The organism is Nostoc punctiforme PCC 73102 (assembly GCF_000020025.1).
GTDB classification, from domain to species: Bacteria; Cyanobacteriota; Cyanobacteriia; order Cyanobacteriales; family Nostocaceae; genus Nostoc; species Nostoc punctiforme.
Window position 1 is genome coordinate 5,603,896 of sequence record NC_010628.1, and the last position, 18,579, is coordinate 5,622,474.

The following is an 18,579-nucleotide window of genomic DNA, read 5'->3' on the forward strand; positions in this document are numbered from 1 at the left end:
AGCATAACAATAAATTACCTCCGAAAAACAACTGATCTTTGATAACTAAACCTGAACAAAATCGGAAATGCATGTTTTGATTAAATCTTCAACTCCTGCTAGGGGGAAAATTCTTGTATTTAGTCTGCCAGCTAATTCCTCAATACTCATATCATCTAAAAACACTAATTCCCCATTTTTTAACATGACATTGGGTAGCAAAATCCCATCACCTAAATCTTGCTCTTCTAAATTTAAAACTAAATCATGACCAGTTAGTAATCCGGTTACACTGATAGTTTGTCCCCAATAATCACTACATAAAGCCCGCATATTGACCTCTAAACCTTCAACACAATTTAAGCGTTTCAAAATTGGTTGAAATGCTTTTTCTACGGCGTTGCCCACTACCCAGGTCAATTTTCTTTGAGGATATACTTTTGGTGGAAGTAATTCTGCTGCAACGGTGGCAAATTGCTTGATAAATAGTTGAATCGAACCAACTCCATTATCAATTTGGGGATATTCTTCATATTCAGACTCGCTGGGTAATTCCTCACCTGCAATCAAAAACCACTCATCGGCTAACCAAACAACGCTAGAACCAAATTGTTGCCGAAATTGCCGTGAGAGCATTTGCACTTGAGAAATCACTTCTTGAGCTTTTTCTCTAGTTACAGGGATGAGTTCATCTTCTGGAGGGCGAAACCGTGTCAACCCAACTGGCACAACTGCCACCGATGCCACTGCCGGGACTTCACCAGTATGAAAAGAAGTTAAATCTTTGAGAGTTTGTTCCAGATGTTTGCCATCATTTATACCAGGACAAACAACAACTTGAGCATGAATTTGTAGTCGCCTTTTTTGAAACCACTTCAGTTGTTGCAAAATTTGTCCCGCACGCTGATTTTTTAGCAGCCTAATTCTCACATCAGCTTCTGTCGCATGAACAGAAACATACAACGGAGACAAGCGCATTTGCTCAATTCGCTGCCATTCTCTTTCTGGCAAATTGGTCAGGGTAAGATAAGAACCGTATAAAAAGCTCAGACGGTAATCGTCGTCTTTTAAGTACAAGCTGGTGCGCTTACCTGGTGGCTGTTGATCGATAAAGCAAAATGGACAGCGATTATTGCACTGAATTAAGCCATCAAATAGGGCAGTTTCAAATTCTAGCCCCAAGTCTTGATCGTAATCTTTTTCGATTTCCAGGCTATGAGTTTTACCAGTAGCATCTAAAACTTCTAGTTCCAAAACTTCATCAGCACACAAAAACTGATAATCAATTAAATCGCGGGGACGCGTACCATTGATTGCAACGATCGCATCCCCAGCCTCAAAGCCAATCTCTGCGGCTATTGAGTCTGGTAGAACCTTGGTAATTCGGGCAGGATTAATGGTAGTCATGGGTATTTTGGCATTGGGTATTGGGCATTGGGCATTTGCTTTAAACAAATGACCAATGACTAATGACTATTATGAAATTATCCTTTCCAACCTGCTGCGATCGCAGCTAAAATAGCACTACCGAATGCTAATCTATACCAAACAAAAACCAAAGTGTTTTTGGTTTGCAAGTATTTGATCAAAAATGCAATTGATAGGTACGAAAAAATAAAGGTTGAAATAATCCCTACAATTAACAATCCCACAATGTTATCGGGCAACTCGTGGGCTTGAAATGATTTGAAGATTTTCAAACTTTTATACAGCGTAGCAATGGTAAGAGTTGGAAAGCCTAACAAAAATGAGAATTTCGCCGCTGTATCGCGTTCTAATCCTAAAAATAAGGCAGTCGTCAACGTTGAGCCAGAACGAGATACACCCGGAATTAAAGCAAGTGTTTGTCCCAATCCAACTAAAATACCATCCCGAATTTGCAGTGAATCAAAACCTCGCTTGCGAGTGCCAATTTTTTCTGCCAAAGCTAGTACAAGTGCCATGATGATTGACATGATGGCAATAATTAATGCACTCTCTGGTAGAATGTCTTTCAAAAGAAAGCCGAAAATTAAGGCAGGCAATGTTCCGACTACAATACCGACCAGAATTTTCCACTCCTCACGTTGCCAATCTTTCTCTTTGAATGCTTCGATTCCACCTTTGATAATACTAGAAATCAGCGACCAGAAATACCCCACAATTGCAATAACACTGCCAAATTGAATGGCATCGACAAAATCTTTAGAACCTAGTTCTTTCCAGCCAAATACTTTAGTAAAAATCAGCAGATGTGCAGTGCTACTGATTGGCAAAAACTCTGTAATACCTTGGACAATGCCCAAAATAAAAGCTTGAATAAACTCCATAGCAATTAATACCTTTTTCCTGTTCTAGACATGATTATGAACATTGTCTAGATGATGATGTTGCTTTATATACTCTCTACTGCACCTAATCTTATAGAAAATTCGATTTTACCGATCAATAACATCATCTAAGACGCTGACCATGTTCTTACACCCACCTGAATAAGTCAACGAAATTTTCGCAGTTCATCAAACTTTAATATTTAGCGGACTGATGCTGTTCACTTTTTAACTGTTAAATTTTACCTTTCATCTCTCTGTAGTCTGCTATGTACAAAAACTACAGAGCAGTTTTGTACATAGCGCAACTTGAATGGATTAGTCTGGCGGAGAAGGTTTTGTCTGGTTTGCACCCGCATTCGCCGAAATTTCAGTATAATTACAATGCCCCAGGGGGGGATTTTAAAATGTGATATCTTAAATAAGATAAAGTTTAGTAACAAATATTAAAAACTTTGATTAATAATACACTGTCCTCCTACACTGCTTCTACCCCTTCTATTGATACTGAGTTGGATTTGGCTGATACTGGGCAGAATGGCATCAAGCAATTGGAATCTGCACTCTCTTTTTCTCCCTCTTTGCCCTTATCTATTTCTGCCCGACAAAATTGGTTAGTGTTTGCGGCGGCGGTGTTTTTGGTATCAGTGCCAGTATTTGTTGAAGCGCCAATAGTGCGATCGCTACCAACTCTCAGTTTAGCGCTGACAGCATTTTGGGTGTGGCTAAGTTTTACCTTAATGTCACGTCCTGCAACTTATGTCTGGGGCGATTTGCTCTTAGGATTTAGCTGGAGTTGGTTAGCAGGGGCGATTTACTGGGGCTGGTTACGTTGGGAACCTGTATGGCATCTGCCAGTAGAATCTATAGGTTTACCTTTTGCTTGTTGGTGTCTAGCGAAGAGTTGGGGCAAGGTTGGTAGCTGGTTCTATTTAGGATCTTTATTCGGTACAGTTTTAACAGACGTATATTTTTATATAGCAGACTTGATGCCTTATTGGAGACAAATTATGAGAGTAGATGCAGATTTAGCACCACAAATCTTACAAAATGCCCTGATGCAAGTACAAACACCTTGGGGACAAACTTGGGCCATAATTCTTGCCTTAGTACTCTTAACAGTGGGAATTTTAGCTTTAGGTGGAAAGCAAAAACACTGGTATGCCTTTGGTGGTGCAGTTTTAAGCACAATTTTAGTAGACAGCCTATTTTTGTTAGCAGCGATCGCTGCATGAAGCAGGCAGAAGGTTGCAATGCTCATGTAGGCTCTTCTTAGCAAAACTTTTTCCAGTCACTCTATGGCACATCAAGAATGATGCTGTAGATAATTAATTAGTTAAGAAATATTACATAACAGTCCATCACCCTCAAGTCTTCTTGCTAGGGTATTCGGTATTAGATATCAGACGCTTTCGTGTCCGCTTAGAAGGTAGAATCAGCCACCCCAAAAAGATTTCGTCTCCTTGGGAATGCTACTGTAATCATTGATAGAAGGCTATTACAGCTGTACAGAAACTGCGATCGCGATAAAAATTTTGCCAAAACCGCAGTCAAACCCAGTAACGGTAAATATTGTGGATATTAATACGCTGTATATTAGTTTCTGATGACTGCTGTGTTAATTAAGCTATCAGGTTTTGTCTTTTGTCCTTTGTCCTTTGTTCTTGGCGCTCTCACGTAGACGCATTAGTAGCTTCCCGTAGGGTATGACTAATGACTAATGGCTAATGACTGATGACCACTGTTAGCTTAAAACTTTTATTTCTGTTTGATGGAAAGAGGTAGAAAATCGTGAAAGGATTGGCGCGTTTATTAACAGTGTTTAGTTTGTTACTTGGTTGCTGGGGATGGTTGGGAACAACTCAGATAGCCCAAGCTGCTAGTTTCAACAGTTTTGCTTTTCCTCAAGTGCCAATTCTGGCAATTGAGCGGCAGAATCGGGCAGATAAGAAGCTAGGAACGGAATTTGGTAAAAAAATTGATTTGAATAATACCAACGTCCGAGCTTTTCAACAGTTTCCAGGGCTTTATCCCACCCTGGCTAAGAAAATCATTACAAATGCTCCCTACAAAAATGTAGAGGATGTATTGGATCTTCCAGGATTGAGCGATCGCCAAAAAGCAACCCTGCAAGCCAACTTGGATAAGTTTACCGTGACAGAATTAGAGCCTGCCTTCAACGAAGGAGACGATCGCTTTAACAACGGCATCTACAGATAAGTTGTAGTTAATGTAGCAAATAGCAGCCCACTCCTGATTCTAGGGACTGGGATTATTCTATTAGAGATGAGTGGGACAAGGAGGACAAGGGAGATAAGGGGGACAAGGGGGACAAGGGGGACAAGCTGACAAAGTAAAATTTTTTCCTTGTCTCTCCCTGCCCCCTGCCCCCTGCCCCCTGCCCCTTTCCCCCTGCCCCCTTCCCCTTCCCCCTCACCCCTCCCCCATTACCTTGCCTCAGATAGATATTCCTAGCCAATTTGATGTTTTAGTAGTCGGCGCTGGTGCTGCTGGACTATACACAGCGCTGTGTCTACCAGAGTCCTTGCGAGTCGGCTTGATTACCAAAGAAACTGTTGCTTTGTCCGCTAGTGATTGGGCACAAGGTGGTATAGCCGCAGCCGTTTCCCCGGAAGATTCTCCTACGCTGCACATTGAAGATACCATCCGGGCAGGTGCAGGTTTGTGCGATCGCACTGCTGTAGAATTTCTCGCACAACTTGCCCCTAAATGCATTCAATCCCTAGTTGACTTGGGGGTTGCTTTTGACCGTCATGGTCAAGCCTTGGCTTTAACTTTAGAAGCTGCCCATTCTCGCAACCGTGTTCTCCACGCTGCGGACACCACAGGCAAGGAAGTTACAACCACTCTCACCGCCCAAGTATTACGTCGCCCGAATATTCAAGTCATTCAGCAAGCTTTGGCTTTGAGTTTGTGGATTGAACCTGAAAGCAATCGCTGTCAGGGAATAAGCTTGTTTTATCAAGGTAAAATCACATGGATTAAAGCTGGTGCTGTGATCTTGGCAACAGGTGGCGGCGGTCAGGTATTTGCCCAAACTACTAACCCGGCTGTGAGTACTGGTGATGGGGTAGCGATCGCATATCGGGCTGGGGCTATCCTCCGCGATTTGGAATTTGTGCAATTTCACCCCACTGCCCTGACTAAACCTGGTGCCGATCGCTTTCTGATTAGCGAAGCTGTACGCGGCGAGGGGGCACACCTTGTTGATAATGAAGGGCGACGTTTTGCCTTTGACTACCACCCTGCGGGTGAACTCGCACCCAGAGATGTGGTCAGTAGAGCAATTTTCAGCCATTTACAACGTACTGCCGTTGATTTAGCGACTGCCCATGTGTGGTTGGATATGCGCCCCATCCCTGCCGACAAGATTCGTCACCGCTTTCCCAACATCATCAAAGTTTGCCAGCATTGGGGAGTTGATGTTTTCCATGAACCAATTCCTGTAGCGCCTGCTGCCCATTATTGGATGGGTGGGATTGTCGCGGATCTGATGAATCGCACGAATATTAAGAGTTTGTACGCGGTGGGTGAAACTGCTAGTACCGGGGTGCATGGGGCAAATCGCCTTGCCAGTAATTCCCTGTTGGAATGTATTGTCTTTGGGGCCCAGATGAGCCAAATAGAGTTGGAAAATATTGGGTTGCCGTCACAAATACCAGTGTTGCCATCACGGAAATTTAGTGTTGATGCAAATGAGTGGCACATCCAGCAAGCACAACTAGAAACACTCAGAGAGAAGTTACCACGTCTAGTTTGGGAAAGTGCTGGTATTTGTCGGGAGCAATCAAAGTTGGAAACTGCGATCGCCACTGTTGAATCTTGGCAACAAGATTTCGCTGCTTTGCCTTTAAGTCAATTCTTGCTTGCTTTACACCCAACAGAATCAGCTAGTTTTGAGTTCCCAGATGTTGAACGACAATTGCGACTTTGGGCAGAAACCCGCAATTTATTAGATGTGGCTGATTTAATTCTCAAAAGTGCTGCTTTTAGAACCGAGAGCCGAGGCGGACACTACCGTTTAGACTATCCTCAACCAGACCCCAATTGGCAAGTTCACACACTTGTCCAAAGAAATCATTGGTGGAAATCTCCAATATTATCTTGAATATTCTTCTGTCCCGCATTCCTCGTCTATGTAATTATGAGCGGGGTTAGTGACAGCCCTCTTCTAGAATATTTTTAATAAACTACCCTTGCTATCTCCCAAAGGAATAAGACTCGCTAGCCCTGTCGGCGGAAACTTCAGCCACTCTTTTTGGGGTATTTCCAAGGAACAGATTTGGTTTCTAAGACATAAGCCGCTTTATAGCGCTGCTTTACCACAAACTAAAATCAAAAATGCCCATCAGCGAGTGCCACTACCATGCTGACTGTCAGGACCACCATAATTTGGTGGGATATATGCGTCTTTTAAATTTGGAGAATTGACTTTGCGGGCGATTAAAGTATTGCTGCTAGTACTAACAACAGTATTAGCACTTGCAGTACCGAATAGACTTATGCAAGTGGCAAATTTCGGTAATAATATGTAAGCACTTATACATAGTATCATAATCTTTGTGAATCGGAAGTTGGTTTTCATTAGTTGCAGTAAATTTACTAATTTTTCATTTCAAACGTATTATTATTGACCCACGTATATTTACTGGAGTTTTTGAAAAAAATATTTGAACTTTATTAAATTATTCCCAATACTTTACAAGTAATTGTGGTGTCTACTTGTAAAACAACCTTAATTTGCTGGTATTAAATAGTTTTTATACTTAAGTAATATTCTTAATTAGTCATTTTTACATCAGTCTAAAGTTAGATATGTTGATGGATTGCTATAAGCGTTTTGCTTAATTCATTATTTATTAATAATATCTTAATACTTTTAAGTATTAACACTATGTTTGCTGAATCAATATTTCAAAATATATAAAAACATACTTATTTTCTTGTATAGTTATGTTTTTCTTTTAGTAAAGATATATAAAGTTAAAATAAAGAAATTGTTATTTTATAAGGATTTCAAAAACTATTAAACTAGAAGCTCAGTAATAATCCTATATAGTAAAAGTATATTTTTGTAGGTAAAAATAAATACAAAAAAATTATTTTTATAATTAATTCTGATGATTAATTCCTTTTTCACCTATCTTCTTAGTTTTAGTCATCAGGTCAAAAAGCCTTGCAAAGTCTCCATCTTGATTAAAAAACTACCTCTATGGATATAGGAAATGCTTTTTCAAGATAGTACCTTAGACATATTTAAAGTTCATACTCCTAATTGGCGGTAAAATTTTTTACTATAGGTAGAAAAATCTGGAGACTTGGCTCTTAACTAATTAAGCAAACTCGTAGCGATTTTTACCCAGGTGCTTGGCACGATACATTGCTGCATCTGCTTGTTTGATTAAATTTTCACTGTCTTGGCTATTGTATGGGTAGACACTTATGCCAATACTGGCAGAGATTCGGATTGCATAGCCATCCAAAACAATTGGCTTGGTAATACTGCTTAGGATTTTTTCGGCGACTTTAGCAGCTATCTGGACGTTAGGAATTGCCCGCAAAATTATAGTAAATTCATCGCCACCCAAACGAGAAACTGTATCGCTAGCGCGTAAAGAGTTGCTGAGTCTTCCCGCGATAGTCATTAGCAAGCGATCGCCAGTCTCGTGCCCCAGAGTATCATTAACTTGCTTAAAGCCATCTAAATCAATAAACAGCAGTCCCAATAACAGGTTATTGTGTTGCGCCCAATGTAATGACTCGTAAAGTTGTTCGGCAAAAAATTTGCGATTGGATAAACCGGTCAGGGGGTCGTGATACGCCAAATAACGCAAGTGATCTTCTTTGAGTTTTAATTCATTGTTAGACTGAAATAGTTCAGCAGCAGTGCGCTTAAGTTGTTCCTCCATCAGCTTGCGCTGAGTAATATCTCGGATGACCCCAACTAAAAAGAAATTGCCAGCTGCGTCTTTGTGGAGCGATCGCTTAGTGGCAATTTGATGAGTCTGTCCATCTGCATTTGTAAATTCTTCTTCATGTTCCTGGGGTCTTTCAGTTCGGAACACAAGATCATCCTGTTGCCGAAACACATCAGCTTCATGTTTAGGGAAAAAGTCATAGTCTGACTTCTCAATTAACAACTTATTTGGATAACCGATAAATCGACAATAGGCTTCATTTAAAACAATCCACTGATGTTGTTCATTTTTCACAAAAATTGGATCGGGAATCGTGTTGATTACGTGATGCAAAAATTCTTTAGAACGTTTCCACTCTTCCTGGATATGGGCAATATGACTGATCATCCAAATAGCTGAACTGCCAAAGCTAAACAATGAGGGAAGGAGCGGTATCCAAAAACCGTATAAAAAAGCAAAGTATGTAGTCAGTGTCAATACAAAGCAAGAAACTAGGATACAAAGCAGACTTCTAGTAGCGTGCCGTATCCGCCATGTCGTCACGGCTCCCAGATAAGACCAGATAAAAATCCACAAGCATTCCATCAAGTCAGACCAGAATCTGAATAATGGTCGTCCATCAAGAGCAGCAGATATTAACTCACTAATAAAATAAGCTTGCAGTTGAATTCCAGGTACGGGCTTTGCCGTACCCATTAGACTGCTGGAGTAGGGAATAAATACAAAATCCTGAAGACTAGGTGCAGTAGAACCAATCAGTATAATCCGATCTTTGATTAAGTTTTCTTGGACTTTATCTGCCAGTACATCTTTTATCGATACCTGACGAAAATTACAAATTTCTCTAGATGAACTTTGACATTTCGGTTTGGGAAAATTAGCCAAAATTTGATATCCTCTATCATCAGCCCCCACATAAGCACCATCATTAGCCTCGAAACGAGTAAATGCTGCCTTACCTAATTGCAAATACTTAGGGTTGTTTTTTGCTTTAGTAGGAGTAATTCCTTTTGGCTTTAAATACAATAAAGCCAACTTCAGGGCAAAACTTTCGTGTAACTGCTCATCAACGTGCCAATACAACAAACTGCGACGTACTTTACCATCAAGATCGTATAGCACGTTATTAAAGCCAACTTGATCCTTATTCAGTCCCTGTGGAGGCAAAACACTAAAGTTTTTGTTTTTGTCATTTGCCAATAGTTCAATACCAATTAAATTGGGCATTGACTTATAAGTATTACGCAGTTCTTGATTACCAGGCTGTACTGGCAAATTTCTGTAGAGATCTAAGCCAATAGCACGGGGTTTGTGGACATTTAATTTTTGCAACAACAGTGCAATTTTCGCATCTGGAATCGGCCACAAACGTATTTCGTTCAAATATGCTTCATCAATGACTACGATCGTAATACGCTCTTCCGGTGGTTCATTTGGACGTAAGCGAAACAATTGATCCAAAGCTGCAAACTCCAAAGATTGCAATAATCCAATGGAGTGCAACAGCACGACGCAGACTGCAACGCTGACGGCAGTAATCAATTCTCTGTGTCCTCGACTAAGCGATTGTTTTAGTCCAAAGATTAACTTTACAAAACGCTTGTCTAGCTGCTGATTCATTCCCATTACCTAGTAGGGAGAAATGTTCTCTATTTTATATAGCTATTCACTATCGGATTAACATATCTTAAGGGAGAGCTAAATAGAGTTTCTAAGAGTTTTTTCAACTCAGCAAGTTTTTCAAGACATCCTGGCATTTGTGAATGTAATAACATAAATTGAGGCTGATTTTCTGACCAAACGGCAACTGGGAGTTTTGTGGCTATCAGCACAGATTAATAAATTTGTTGAAAAGGAGTTTCAGTGAATTTAACACCCAAATGCTTGTCTGGCAAAGCTTATTCAATTCAAGTTGCACATTTGTAATCAATTAAGTATTTTACTGAGAATTGTGGTAACTTGTAACTTCTAACAGACACACCTTTAGGTTTGGTGCTGATATGATTACATCCCAAGTAGCCCCCAGTGTGCTGTAAAAAAATTAAATTGTACATCAAATTAAAGTAAATATACTTTATTAATTTCCTTAAACTTTAAAATATTTTCGGATGAAAGCCGCAGGAAAATTGGTAATTGGCTATTGGACAAGACCTATTATCTATTACCAAAAACAAAACAGCCAACTGGAAACAGACTTTGCTGTATTCATTCAGTTGACTATAATCAGCGCTATAGCAGTAGTGGGGCGTTTATTCTAGGCTGATTGGCAAAAAGCAGCCTGTATTGATTTAAGCTCCACGTAGGTAAACCTCAAGTAAAACAAGTGGCATGGCACTCTTTTAACTCAGCACTATTCATTTATGGGATGTGAGCTACACCTTACTACTAGCTCGATGTAGCCTTCCTGAAGGTAATTATTTGAAACGCTTGAAGTCGATAGGCCCTGTGTAACCAGAAACTTTTGCTAGTTCCTCTAAGTTTTGGACTCCGCTATAGCTTTTACCATTGATGATCCAAGTGGGGAAGCCTTCAATTTTTGCGGCTTTACACAGTTCTGGTTGAGCTTTGAGTCCATCGGGAGCGCACTCTACCTTAACATCTCTGTTGATTATTTCCTCGGCTTCTTTACCAAAAAGCAGCTTTTGTTCATGGCAGTGAGGACACCAGTAAGCAGTGTATTCCTTCGCGCCTACCTTTGCTAGATGGCTTGCTAAGGCCATTTCTGCCTCGCCAGAAGTGGTGGTAACTTCCCAACCGAAGGCTGGGTTAGGATCTTCTTTGGGATTAAAGGTAATTTTAACGGGTTGTCCTGGTGTTCCAGATGTAACATCTGATTTATTCACGCCAGCATAAACGCCTAAAGTGCCAATCAGCGTTACTATACCCACAATTAGGGCGGTAAAGAAGATTTGTCCAATATCCTCCCAAGTACGACCCATAATTGTTAGTACCAAAAGACTCACAGAAAACAAAGCTGAACCAATACAGTAAGGACAAACAGCTTTAATTTGAGATGCCAACACGTACATTAAGTAACCGCTAAAGACAGACATAGCGATCGCACCCACCAGCAGCAGCCACCACGTCCAATTTTCTAATTGTTTGCGGCTATTGTTTTCCCCTGAGTTGAATACCAAGGGAGCTAAAGCAAATATCACCATACTGATGTACGCCAAAAACCCAAACAAAGCTAATGGCTGACCAAGAACTGTTGCCCAAGGACTGGAAAGCACATCATTACAGCCCTTAGTACCAGCCTCTGCTACACAAGCTGCACTGCCTCCTGTTAACTTTTCTATGGTGAGATAACCTGTGATCAAAGCACCACATCCAGCGATCGCGGCAATCAATGGCCGTGACCATTTATGAATCCAAGGAGTAGAACGACGGCGAATCATAAATATTGGGGAATGGGGAATGGGGAATGGGGAACTTGTACTGAGCGTAGTCGTAAAGCCTGCGGCATAGCTACGCTTAGGGCGTAGCCTCTCGTAGAGAAGTATGGGGAATGGGGATTGGGGAATAATAATTAATTGTTCGCTTGCTCTCCCTACTCCCCACTCCTTACTTTCTAAGAATGTAACTTTACTTGTTCTGCTGATTTGCTTTCACCTTTGGAGTTCCAACTGCGACGCGCGGCTTCGACAAATTGACTGACGCGAATTGGGTCAATTGGTTGCTCTATACGCCCGTGACGTTTCAGAGAACTGGAAACTATTACACCATCTGCGGCCTGCATCAATGTATCAATATTTTCCCAATTTGCCCCACTACCAATGAACACTGGCGTGCCAGATGCTGCATCACAAGCTAGTTCCAAATCTTCTAAGTTAGGAGGGCTACCAGTAGCCCAACCAGACAAAATAACTCCGTCTGCTAAACCCCTTTCAATGGTGTCTTTAACGGCGACTGTGAGATTTGGAGAACTCAAAGGACGGGCGTGTTTTACCAACACATCGGCCAGAATTTTAACATCGCAGCCTAACTCCCGTCGATAGCGGAGTAGGTGATGGGCTTCTCCTTCAATTAATCCCTGATCGGTTGCCATTACTCCCGTGAGAACGTTGACGCGGATGAATTGCGCTTGCACACAGCTAGCGATCGCCATTGCACTTTTGCCGTCGTTTCGCAAAACATTTAAGCCTATAGGCAAAGTCACCAAGTTTTGTATCCGTTGCACCACAATGGTCATGGCACTCACAACCACGGGATCGACTTGGTTTTTGGTAAAGGGCGCGTCGAAAAAATTCTCCACAATCAAACCGTCAACCCCTCCGCTGGCAAGGGCTGCGGCTTCTTGTTCAGCTCGGTCAATCACCGCTTTTAAGCTACCTCCCCAACGGGGTGAGGTAGGCAGTGGTAGCAGGTGAACCACTCCAATAATCGGTGAGCGAGTTTTAAATAATTGATATAAGTCCACGTCTTTAATCCGCCTCGCGGAGTCCAGAGTCTAGAATTTTTTGACTATTGATTATATGACCCTTGACTCTTGACTTTTCATTAACTAGTCAAATGTGTTTTATGATAGTCGGTTTATTGCCTCCTTCCTCAGATGGAAATTGGCGTGAAACCTCCCATAAGATATGTTAAGATAAAACCTGGCTACAAGAGGAGTTTGCCACTCACTAGACGCAAGGCAGCTTTCCGTGGTTTAGGCATCTTGTCCGCGCCCAGTTGCAGGACTTGCCAATCGCCAGGCTAGCATTACTGCTTTATAGGCGTAGTCGCTTTCGTCGATTTCCCGGAGGGTAGCGACTTCTCACAACAAGCCCTTTGGGCGGCTTCCCGATGGGTAGATTAACAACGCACACGCTATGGTAATGTAAAATACCAATAGGCGAATTGTTAAAAAAGATTACAAGTGTCAAATGTACCCAAAGACACTTCAATTTACCCTGGGGAACAGATTGATAGGAATATCATAACATGACCTCTATTTTTATTTATTGATAGGGTTATGAGTCCACGTACAGTTACTAGCAGTGATAATTTGCCACTGTGGTGTTTTGATGAGGATGCTGATAGCAAAAAAGCGAAGTTAGCGCTGGAATGTTTGACAACAAGAAGAAAAAAATGAAGATATTTTCAAAATATGGGTGACAAGCCAACAATTGCCATTTCTCACCTGGGCTGCGAGAAAAATCGAATTGATACAGAACACATGCTGGGAATGCTCGTAGAAGCAGGCTACGGTGTAGATACAAATGAAGAGTTAGCAGATTACGTTATTGTTAATACTTGTAGTTTTATTGAAGCAGCCCGGCAAGAATCTGTCAGAACTTTGGTAGAACTGGCAGAGGCAAATAAAAAGATCGTAATCACTGGCTGTATGGCGCAACACTTTCAAGAACAACTTTTGGAGGAATTGCCCGAAGCAGTAGCCGTTGTCGGCACAGGCGATTATCACAAAATTGTTAATGTAATTGAGCGTGTTGAACTTGGCGAACGGGTTAAACAGGTTAGTATCGAACCAACCTACATTGCCGACGAAACTACACCGCGTTATCGTACTACAACCGAGGGCGTAGCTTACCTACGGGTTGCCGAAGGTTGTGATTATCGTTGTGCATTTTGTATAATTCCTCATCTTCGAGGGAACCAGCGATCGCGTACTATTGAATCTATAGTCGCCGAAGCCGAGCAGTTAGTTAGTCAAGGTGTAAAGGAAATTATTCTAATTTCCCAAATCACTACTAATTACGGTTTGGATATTTACGGTAAGCCAAAATTAGCCGAATTACTTCGTGCTTTGGGGAAAGTAGATATACCGTGGATCAGAATGCATTACGCTTATCCTACGGGACTGACCCCAGATGCGATCGCGGCGATTCAAGAAACACCAAACGTCTTGCCTTATCTGGATTTGCCCTTACAGCATTCTCATCCAGATATTCTCCGCGCCATGAACCGTCCTTGGCAAGGGCGGGTAAATGATGGGATTATAGATCGCATCAAAACGGCGCTACCAACAGCCGTACTGCGGACAACATTTATTGTTGGTTTCCCAGGAGAAACACAAGAGCATTTTGAGCATCTACTAGAGTTCGTTCAACGGCATGAATTCGATCATGTTGGTGTCTTCACCTTTTCCTCTGAGGAAGGAACCCCAGCTTACAAGCTACCAAATCAGTTGGCCCAAGAAGTGATGGACGATCGCCGATACCAACTGATGGAACTCCAGCAACCGATTTCTCAAAAGAAAAATCAACAGGAAGTAGGCAAAATCGTCGATGTCCTGATTGAGCAAGAAAATCCTGAAAGTGGTGAACTAATAGGTCGTTCAGGTAGATTTTCCCCAGAGGTTGATGGTCTGGTGTATGTCAAAGGCCAGGCAAAGTTAGGAACCATCGTGCCAGTAGCGATTCACCACGCTGATACATACGACCTCTATGGTCAAGTAGTCAATAACTAAATTGTCCTTTGTCTTTTGTCTTTTGTCCTTTGTTAAATGACCCTTAGAGATTTACCCTTATTTTAAGGTCAACGCTGCGTTAATGGCAGTTTTCATGAGGGTTTACCTGAAGTTCGCGGACTCTTTGGCATAGTCTCTCCAAGACTTGAGGCTTCGCTACCGCCCTTGGCTTACTAATAACTAATGACTAATGACTAATGACTAATGACTAATGACTAAATGGCTAATCCAAGAATCCTTACATAAAATTTAGGACGAATTAATGACTCTTTCATTCCAAGAATTAGGCATTTCCCAAGAACGTGTCGCACAACTAGAAAAAATCGGTTTTACCGAACCAACTAACATTCAAGTCCAAGCAATTCCCCAATTGCTGGGTGGTCGTGATGTAGTAGGTCAATCTCAAACTGGAACAGGCAAAACCGCAGCGTTTTCACTGCCTATTTTAGAGCGGCTAGATATTAATCAAAAAGCCGTACAAGCCATAGTTTTAACACCAACTCGTGAATTAGCAATGCAAGTTCACGATGCGATCGCCCAATTCATCGGTGATGAAGGATTGCGGGTGTTAGCAATCTATGGTGGTCAATCAATTGACCGCCAGATGCTACAACTCAGACGTGGCGTTCACATGGTTGTGGGCACACCAGGACGGGTGATCGATTTACTCGATCGCGGCTGTTTAAAGCTCGATCAAGTGAAGTGGTTTGTGTTGGATGAAGCAGATGAAATGTTGAGCATGGGCTTTATCGACGATGTGATAAAAATCCTCTCGCAAGCGCCCGTAGATCGCCAAACAGCTTTATTCTCGGCAACAATGCCACCATCGATTCGGATGTTGGTGAATAAGTTCTTGCGATCGCCTGCAACTGTCACCGTCGAGCAGCCAAAAGCCGCTCCCAACAAGATTAATCAGGTAGCTTACTTGATCCCCCGCCACTGGACAAAAGCTAAAGCTTTACAGCCGATTCTGGAAATGGAAGATCCAGAAACAGCTTTAATCTTTGTCCGTACCAGACGTACAGCCGCAGAACTCACCAGTCAGTTACAAGGGGCTGGTCACAGTGTTGATGAATACCACGGTGACTTGTCTCAACAAGCACGGGAACGGTTATTAGTCAGATTCCGTAACCGTCAAGTCCGTTGGGTAGTAGCAACTGATATTGCAGCACGAGGGTTAGATGTCGATCAACTCTCCCATGTAATCAACTTCGACTTACCCGATAGCGTAGAAACCTACGTCCACCGTATTGGTCGTACTGGTCGTGCTGGTAAAGAAGGAACAGCAATTTCTTTAGTACAACCATTTGAGCGGCGCAAGCAGCAAACATTTGAACGTCATAACCGTCAAAGCTGGCAATTACTCTCAATTCCAACACGCGCACAAATTGAAGCGCGGCACATACTAAAACTGCAAGAACAGGTGCGGGAAGCTTTGACAGGTGAGCGTTTAGCTTCATTCTTGCCAATTGTTAGCGAACTAATTGAAGAATACGATGCTCAAGCGATCGCCGCAGCCGCATTGCAAATCGCTTACGATCAAACTCGTCCGGCTTGGTTGAGTTCAGATGTGGAAATACCCCAAGAGGAATCTTCTGCTCCCAAACCAAGATTGGGCAAGCGTCGTGAATCTTCCAGCGATCGCCCCCGTTCTGCGTGGAAATCAGATAGTAACAATGGTGAAGAAAGACATTCTTCTCCCAAGCCAAAACTGCGGACAAGTGGGCACGAGTCTTCTGCATCCCCTAGTAAAAAGATAGGTTCACCTACAGCTAGAGAATCAGCTTCTTAGTCAACAGTTAGAAGTTAATCAATTTTGGATTTTAGACTTGTCGTGAGCGTTACTTCGACAACGCTCAGTACAAGTCAGTTGAACGATTTTAGATTTTTTCTTCAATCCAAAATCCAAATATAAAATTGGAGAGTTGAGAGTTAAGAGTCAAGATTTTGGCTTTGGCTCTTGACTTTTTGGCTTTTTTGGTAACTTTTTCTACCAGTTTGCCGGAAGATCAATTAAAGATGCAATGACAAACTGACACTACCAGATTTACTGCCAGGTTGGGAGCTAGTAGTGTCAGAAATTTGGCCTCCTGTGTTTGGGAGTAGAGATGTTGCATTCCAACGTCTCTACAGCCAAGGACGACTAACTAGTTCTAACTCTCCAATTTCATCGTCGCTCAATCTCCAGCCCAAAGCACCAGCATTCTGCCGTACTTGTTCGGCTGTCTTCACCCCAGCAATGGGAATAACGTTACCCTGAGCAATTAACCAGTTAAGAGCAACTTGGGCAGGAGTGCGATCGTATTTTTCCCCGAAGTTACGTAGCAAAGATATGACTGGGGAAATTTTTTGCAGACCTTCTTTCTTAAATCGCGAGTCTATTTTTCTCGCACCAGTGGGGGTTTCAGCACTATCAATACTGTACTTTCCTGTGAGTAATCCCTGTGCTAAAGGACTGTATGCCAAGATAGTCACACCCAACTCACGCGCAGTTGCCAAAATACCTTTGCTTTCAATTTGGCGACTGAGTAAAGAATAACGGACTTGGTTTACAGCCAAAGGCACTCCCCGATCCGCTAATATTTGATGCGCGTCTCGCATTTGCTCTGCTGAGTAATTACTCACACCGACTGCCGCAATTCTGCCCCGCTTCACTTCATCCGCTAAGGCATTCATCAAAGTTTGTTGACTTAAAAAGAAGGCAAAAGGCCAATGCACTTGATACAGGGCGATTCGCTCAAGTTGTAGCCGTTTGAGGCTGGCTGTTAAAGCATCAGAGACAGATTGGGCTGTAAATCGCCACGGTACGGGGCCAAATTTTGTGGCGATTTGTACAGGTTGTTGTGTGTGTTGCAGAAATTGCCCTAAAAATTCCTCGCTCTTTCCCATTCCGTAGATTTCGGCAGTATCAAAGAACGTAATCCCAGCTTCTAAGGCTGCGGTAAAGGCTTCTTGTAACTGTTCTGGACCGTAGCGATCGCCATAATTCCAAAATAGTTTATCACCCCAAGCCCAAGTGCCTATGCACAAGGGTGTAACAACTGGGCCATTCTGCCCCAATGTGACATTTTCCACGGTTGCAAAATTTAGTTTATTTACATTTCTTTACTTTTATAGTGTATCGTTACAGACAAGATTGGGTGTGGGTAAGTTGATCTAGTCTTATTAAGGATCTTCACGGTGCGATCGCGATTTAAACCCTGAATCAAACGCGCATAAGGGACTTTCAGTTAAAAAAATATCTTGTTGTAGGGACGCAAAGCCTTGCGCTCCTAAAATCTATAAATAATTTGGGATAATTTATTTTTTGCAAGTCCCTAAACAAGATCCCCGACTTCGTAAAAGTTGTCGGGGATCTACGGGCTGCAATTCTCACATATCAAATAGGATTGCGATAGTTGAGTGTATTTACTTGTAACTATGAACTAGATGGTTTCTCCTGCTTGACTTTTTTGATTAATTGCATGTAGACATTAATTTCACTAATTTCTACATCATGCTCAACTCTGGTTACTTTCCATTTCTCTTTTTTTAGGTAAACTTCCTCTCCTACTCTGGGAGTAAATTGAAGATCGTAGAACTTTTTTAGAAAATCTTTTTGATTTTCTTCCCATAATATTACTTTGACTGGTTCTTTACTCATTGCTTATGCCTTTTTGGTTACTAGATGAAGCTAAGTAGTTTGATGACATATAATACGGCAAGTTTATCTTACTAATTCAATGGAATAGCGTAGTTAAAACCACATTTTCATATTGATATTTTTATCTGGCTTGATTACGTCCGATAAAGTTACGGCGCGATACCAGAACTTTAATAAAAGCTACTATTAGATTTACTTTAAAATCTTTTATCAGTCAGGCAGTATTTGCTGCTATTTTGGATATAAGTCTATCAACGGTTCAAAAGTGGGAAATCGTTCAGAAGCATCCCAGTGCCA

12 protein-coding genes are annotated in these 18,579 nt (G+C 41.8%); 5 read left to right on the top strand and 7 right to left on the bottom strand.

Annotated elements, in window-relative coordinates; genetic code table 11:
- Window positions 1–45: 45 nt before the first annotated feature.
- Both NPUN_RS22765 and NPUN_RS22770 read right to left on the bottom strand, forming a co-directional pair.
- Window positions 46–1,386 carry a TIGR03279 family radical SAM protein gene (locus NPUN_RS22765; RefSeq protein ID WP_012410833.1) on the bottom strand — a complete coding sequence of 447 codons (1,341 nt, stop codon included), beginning with the start codon at window positions 1,384–1,386 and terminating at the stop codon, window positions 46–48.
- A gap of 77 nt (window positions 1,387–1,463) precedes the next feature.
- Complete coding sequence (locus NPUN_RS22770) at window positions 1,464–2,288, bottom strand: undecaprenyl-diphosphate phosphatase (protein WP_012410834.1); 825 nt, start codon at window positions 2,286–2,288, stop codon at window positions 1,464–1,466.
- A gap of 455 nt (window positions 2,289–2,743) precedes the next feature.
- On the opposite strand from NPUN_RS22770, the gene NPUN_RS22775 reads away from it, so the two are divergent.
- The 3 genes from NPUN_RS22775 (at window position 2,744) to nadB (ending at window position 6,417) form a co-directional block, all read left to right on the top strand.
- A complete protein-coding gene (locus NPUN_RS22775) occupies window positions 2,744–3,523 on the top strand; it encodes a DUF3120 domain-containing protein (protein WP_012410835.1) in 780 nt (259 codons plus the stop codon).
- Between the two features lie 556 nt (window positions 3,524–4,079).
- A complete protein-coding gene (psbU, locus tag NPUN_RS22780) occupies window positions 4,080–4,508 on the top strand; it encodes a photosystem II complex extrinsic protein PsbU (protein WP_012410836.1) in 429 nt (142 codons plus the stop codon).
- 232 nt (window positions 4,509–4,740) lie between these two features.
- Window positions 4,741–6,417: an L-aspartate oxidase gene (nadB, locus tag NPUN_RS22785; RefSeq protein ID WP_012410837.1), complete on the top strand. Its 1,677-nt coding sequence runs from the start codon at window positions 4,741–4,743 to the stop codon at window positions 6,415–6,417.
- Between the two features lie 1,225 nt (window positions 6,418–7,642).
- Here nadB and NPUN_RS22790 read toward each other — a convergent pair.
- The 3 genes from NPUN_RS22790 to btpA form a co-directional block, all read right to left on the bottom strand.
- Window positions 7,643–9,847, bottom strand: a complete 2,205-nt coding sequence (locus NPUN_RS22790; RefSeq protein ID WP_012410838.1) for a CHASE2 domain-containing protein — start codon at window positions 9,845–9,847, stop codon at window positions 7,643–7,645.
- A gap of 794 nt (window positions 9,848–10,641) precedes the next feature.
- The gene (locus NPUN_RS22795; protein ID WP_012410839.1) at window positions 10,642–11,625 is read right to left on the bottom strand and encodes a vitamin K epoxide reductase family protein; all 984 of its coding nucleotides are present in this window, start codon (window positions 11,623–11,625) and stop codon (window positions 10,642–10,644) included.
- 173 nt (window positions 11,626–11,798) lie between these two features.
- A complete protein-coding gene (btpA, locus tag NPUN_RS22800; RefSeq protein ID WP_012410840.1) occupies window positions 11,799–12,647 on the bottom strand; it encodes a photosystem I biogenesis protein BtpA in 849 nt (282 codons plus the stop codon).
- A 672-nt stretch (window positions 12,648–13,319) separates the two neighbouring features.
- Between btpA and rimO the strand changes: the two genes are divergently transcribed.
- On the top strand, window positions 13,320–14,639 hold the full coding sequence (gene rimO / locus NPUN_RS22805; protein ID WP_012410841.1) for a 30S ribosomal protein S12 methylthiotransferase RimO: 1,320 nt from the start codon (window positions 13,320–13,322) through the stop codon (window positions 14,637–14,639).
- Between the two features lie 262 nt (window positions 14,640–14,901).
- Window positions 14,902–16,431: a DEAD/DEAH box helicase gene (locus tag NPUN_RS22810; protein ID WP_012410842.1), complete on the top strand. Its 1,530-nt coding sequence runs from the start codon at window positions 14,902–14,904 to the stop codon at window positions 16,429–16,431.
- 335 nt (window positions 16,432–16,766) lie between these two features.
- On the opposite strand, the gene NPUN_RS22815 is transcribed toward NPUN_RS22810, so the two are convergent.
- Both NPUN_RS22815 and NPUN_RS22820 read right to left on the bottom strand, forming a co-directional pair.
- Window positions 16,767–17,714: an aldo/keto reductase gene (locus NPUN_RS22815; RefSeq protein WP_012410843.1), complete on the bottom strand. Its 948-nt coding sequence runs from the start codon at window positions 17,712–17,714 to the stop codon at window positions 16,767–16,769.
- Window positions 17,715–18,057: 343 nt separating this feature from the next.
- On the bottom strand, window positions 18,058–18,282 hold the full coding sequence (locus tag NPUN_RS22820; RefSeq protein ID WP_012410844.1) for a hypothetical protein: 225 nt from the start codon (window positions 18,280–18,282) through the stop codon (window positions 18,058–18,060).
- Between the last annotated feature and the right edge of the window lie 297 nt (window positions 18,283–18,579).

Excerpts from the sequence above, each read along its gene's own strand:
- NPUN_RS22765 (WP_012410833.1), bottom strand. The coding sequence starts at position 1,386 with ATGACTACCATTAATCCTGCCCGAATTACCAAGGTTCTACCAGACTCA.
- NPUN_RS22770 (WP_012410834.1), bottom strand. The coding sequence starts at position 2,288 with ATGGAGTTTATTCAAGCTTTTATTTTGGGCATTGTCCAAGGTATTACA.
- NPUN_RS22790 (WP_012410838.1), bottom strand. The coding sequence starts at position 9,847 with ATGAATCAGCAGCTAGACAAGCGTTTTGTAAAGTTAATCTTTGGACTA.
- NPUN_RS22795 (WP_012410839.1), bottom strand. The coding sequence starts at position 11,625 with ATGATTCGCCGTCGTTCTACTCCTTGGATTCATAAATGGTCACGGCCA.
- rimO (WP_012410841.1), top strand. The coding sequence starts at position 13,320 with ATGGGTGACAAGCCAACAATTGCCATTTCTCACCTGGGCTGCGAGAAA.
- NPUN_RS22810 (WP_012410842.1), top strand. The coding sequence starts at position 14,902 with ATGACTCTTTCATTCCAAGAATTAGGCATTTCCCAAGAACGTGTCGCA.
- NPUN_RS22820 (WP_012410844.1), bottom strand. The coding sequence starts at position 18,282 with ATGAGTAAAGAACCAGTCAAAGTAATATTATGGGAAGAAAATCAAAAA.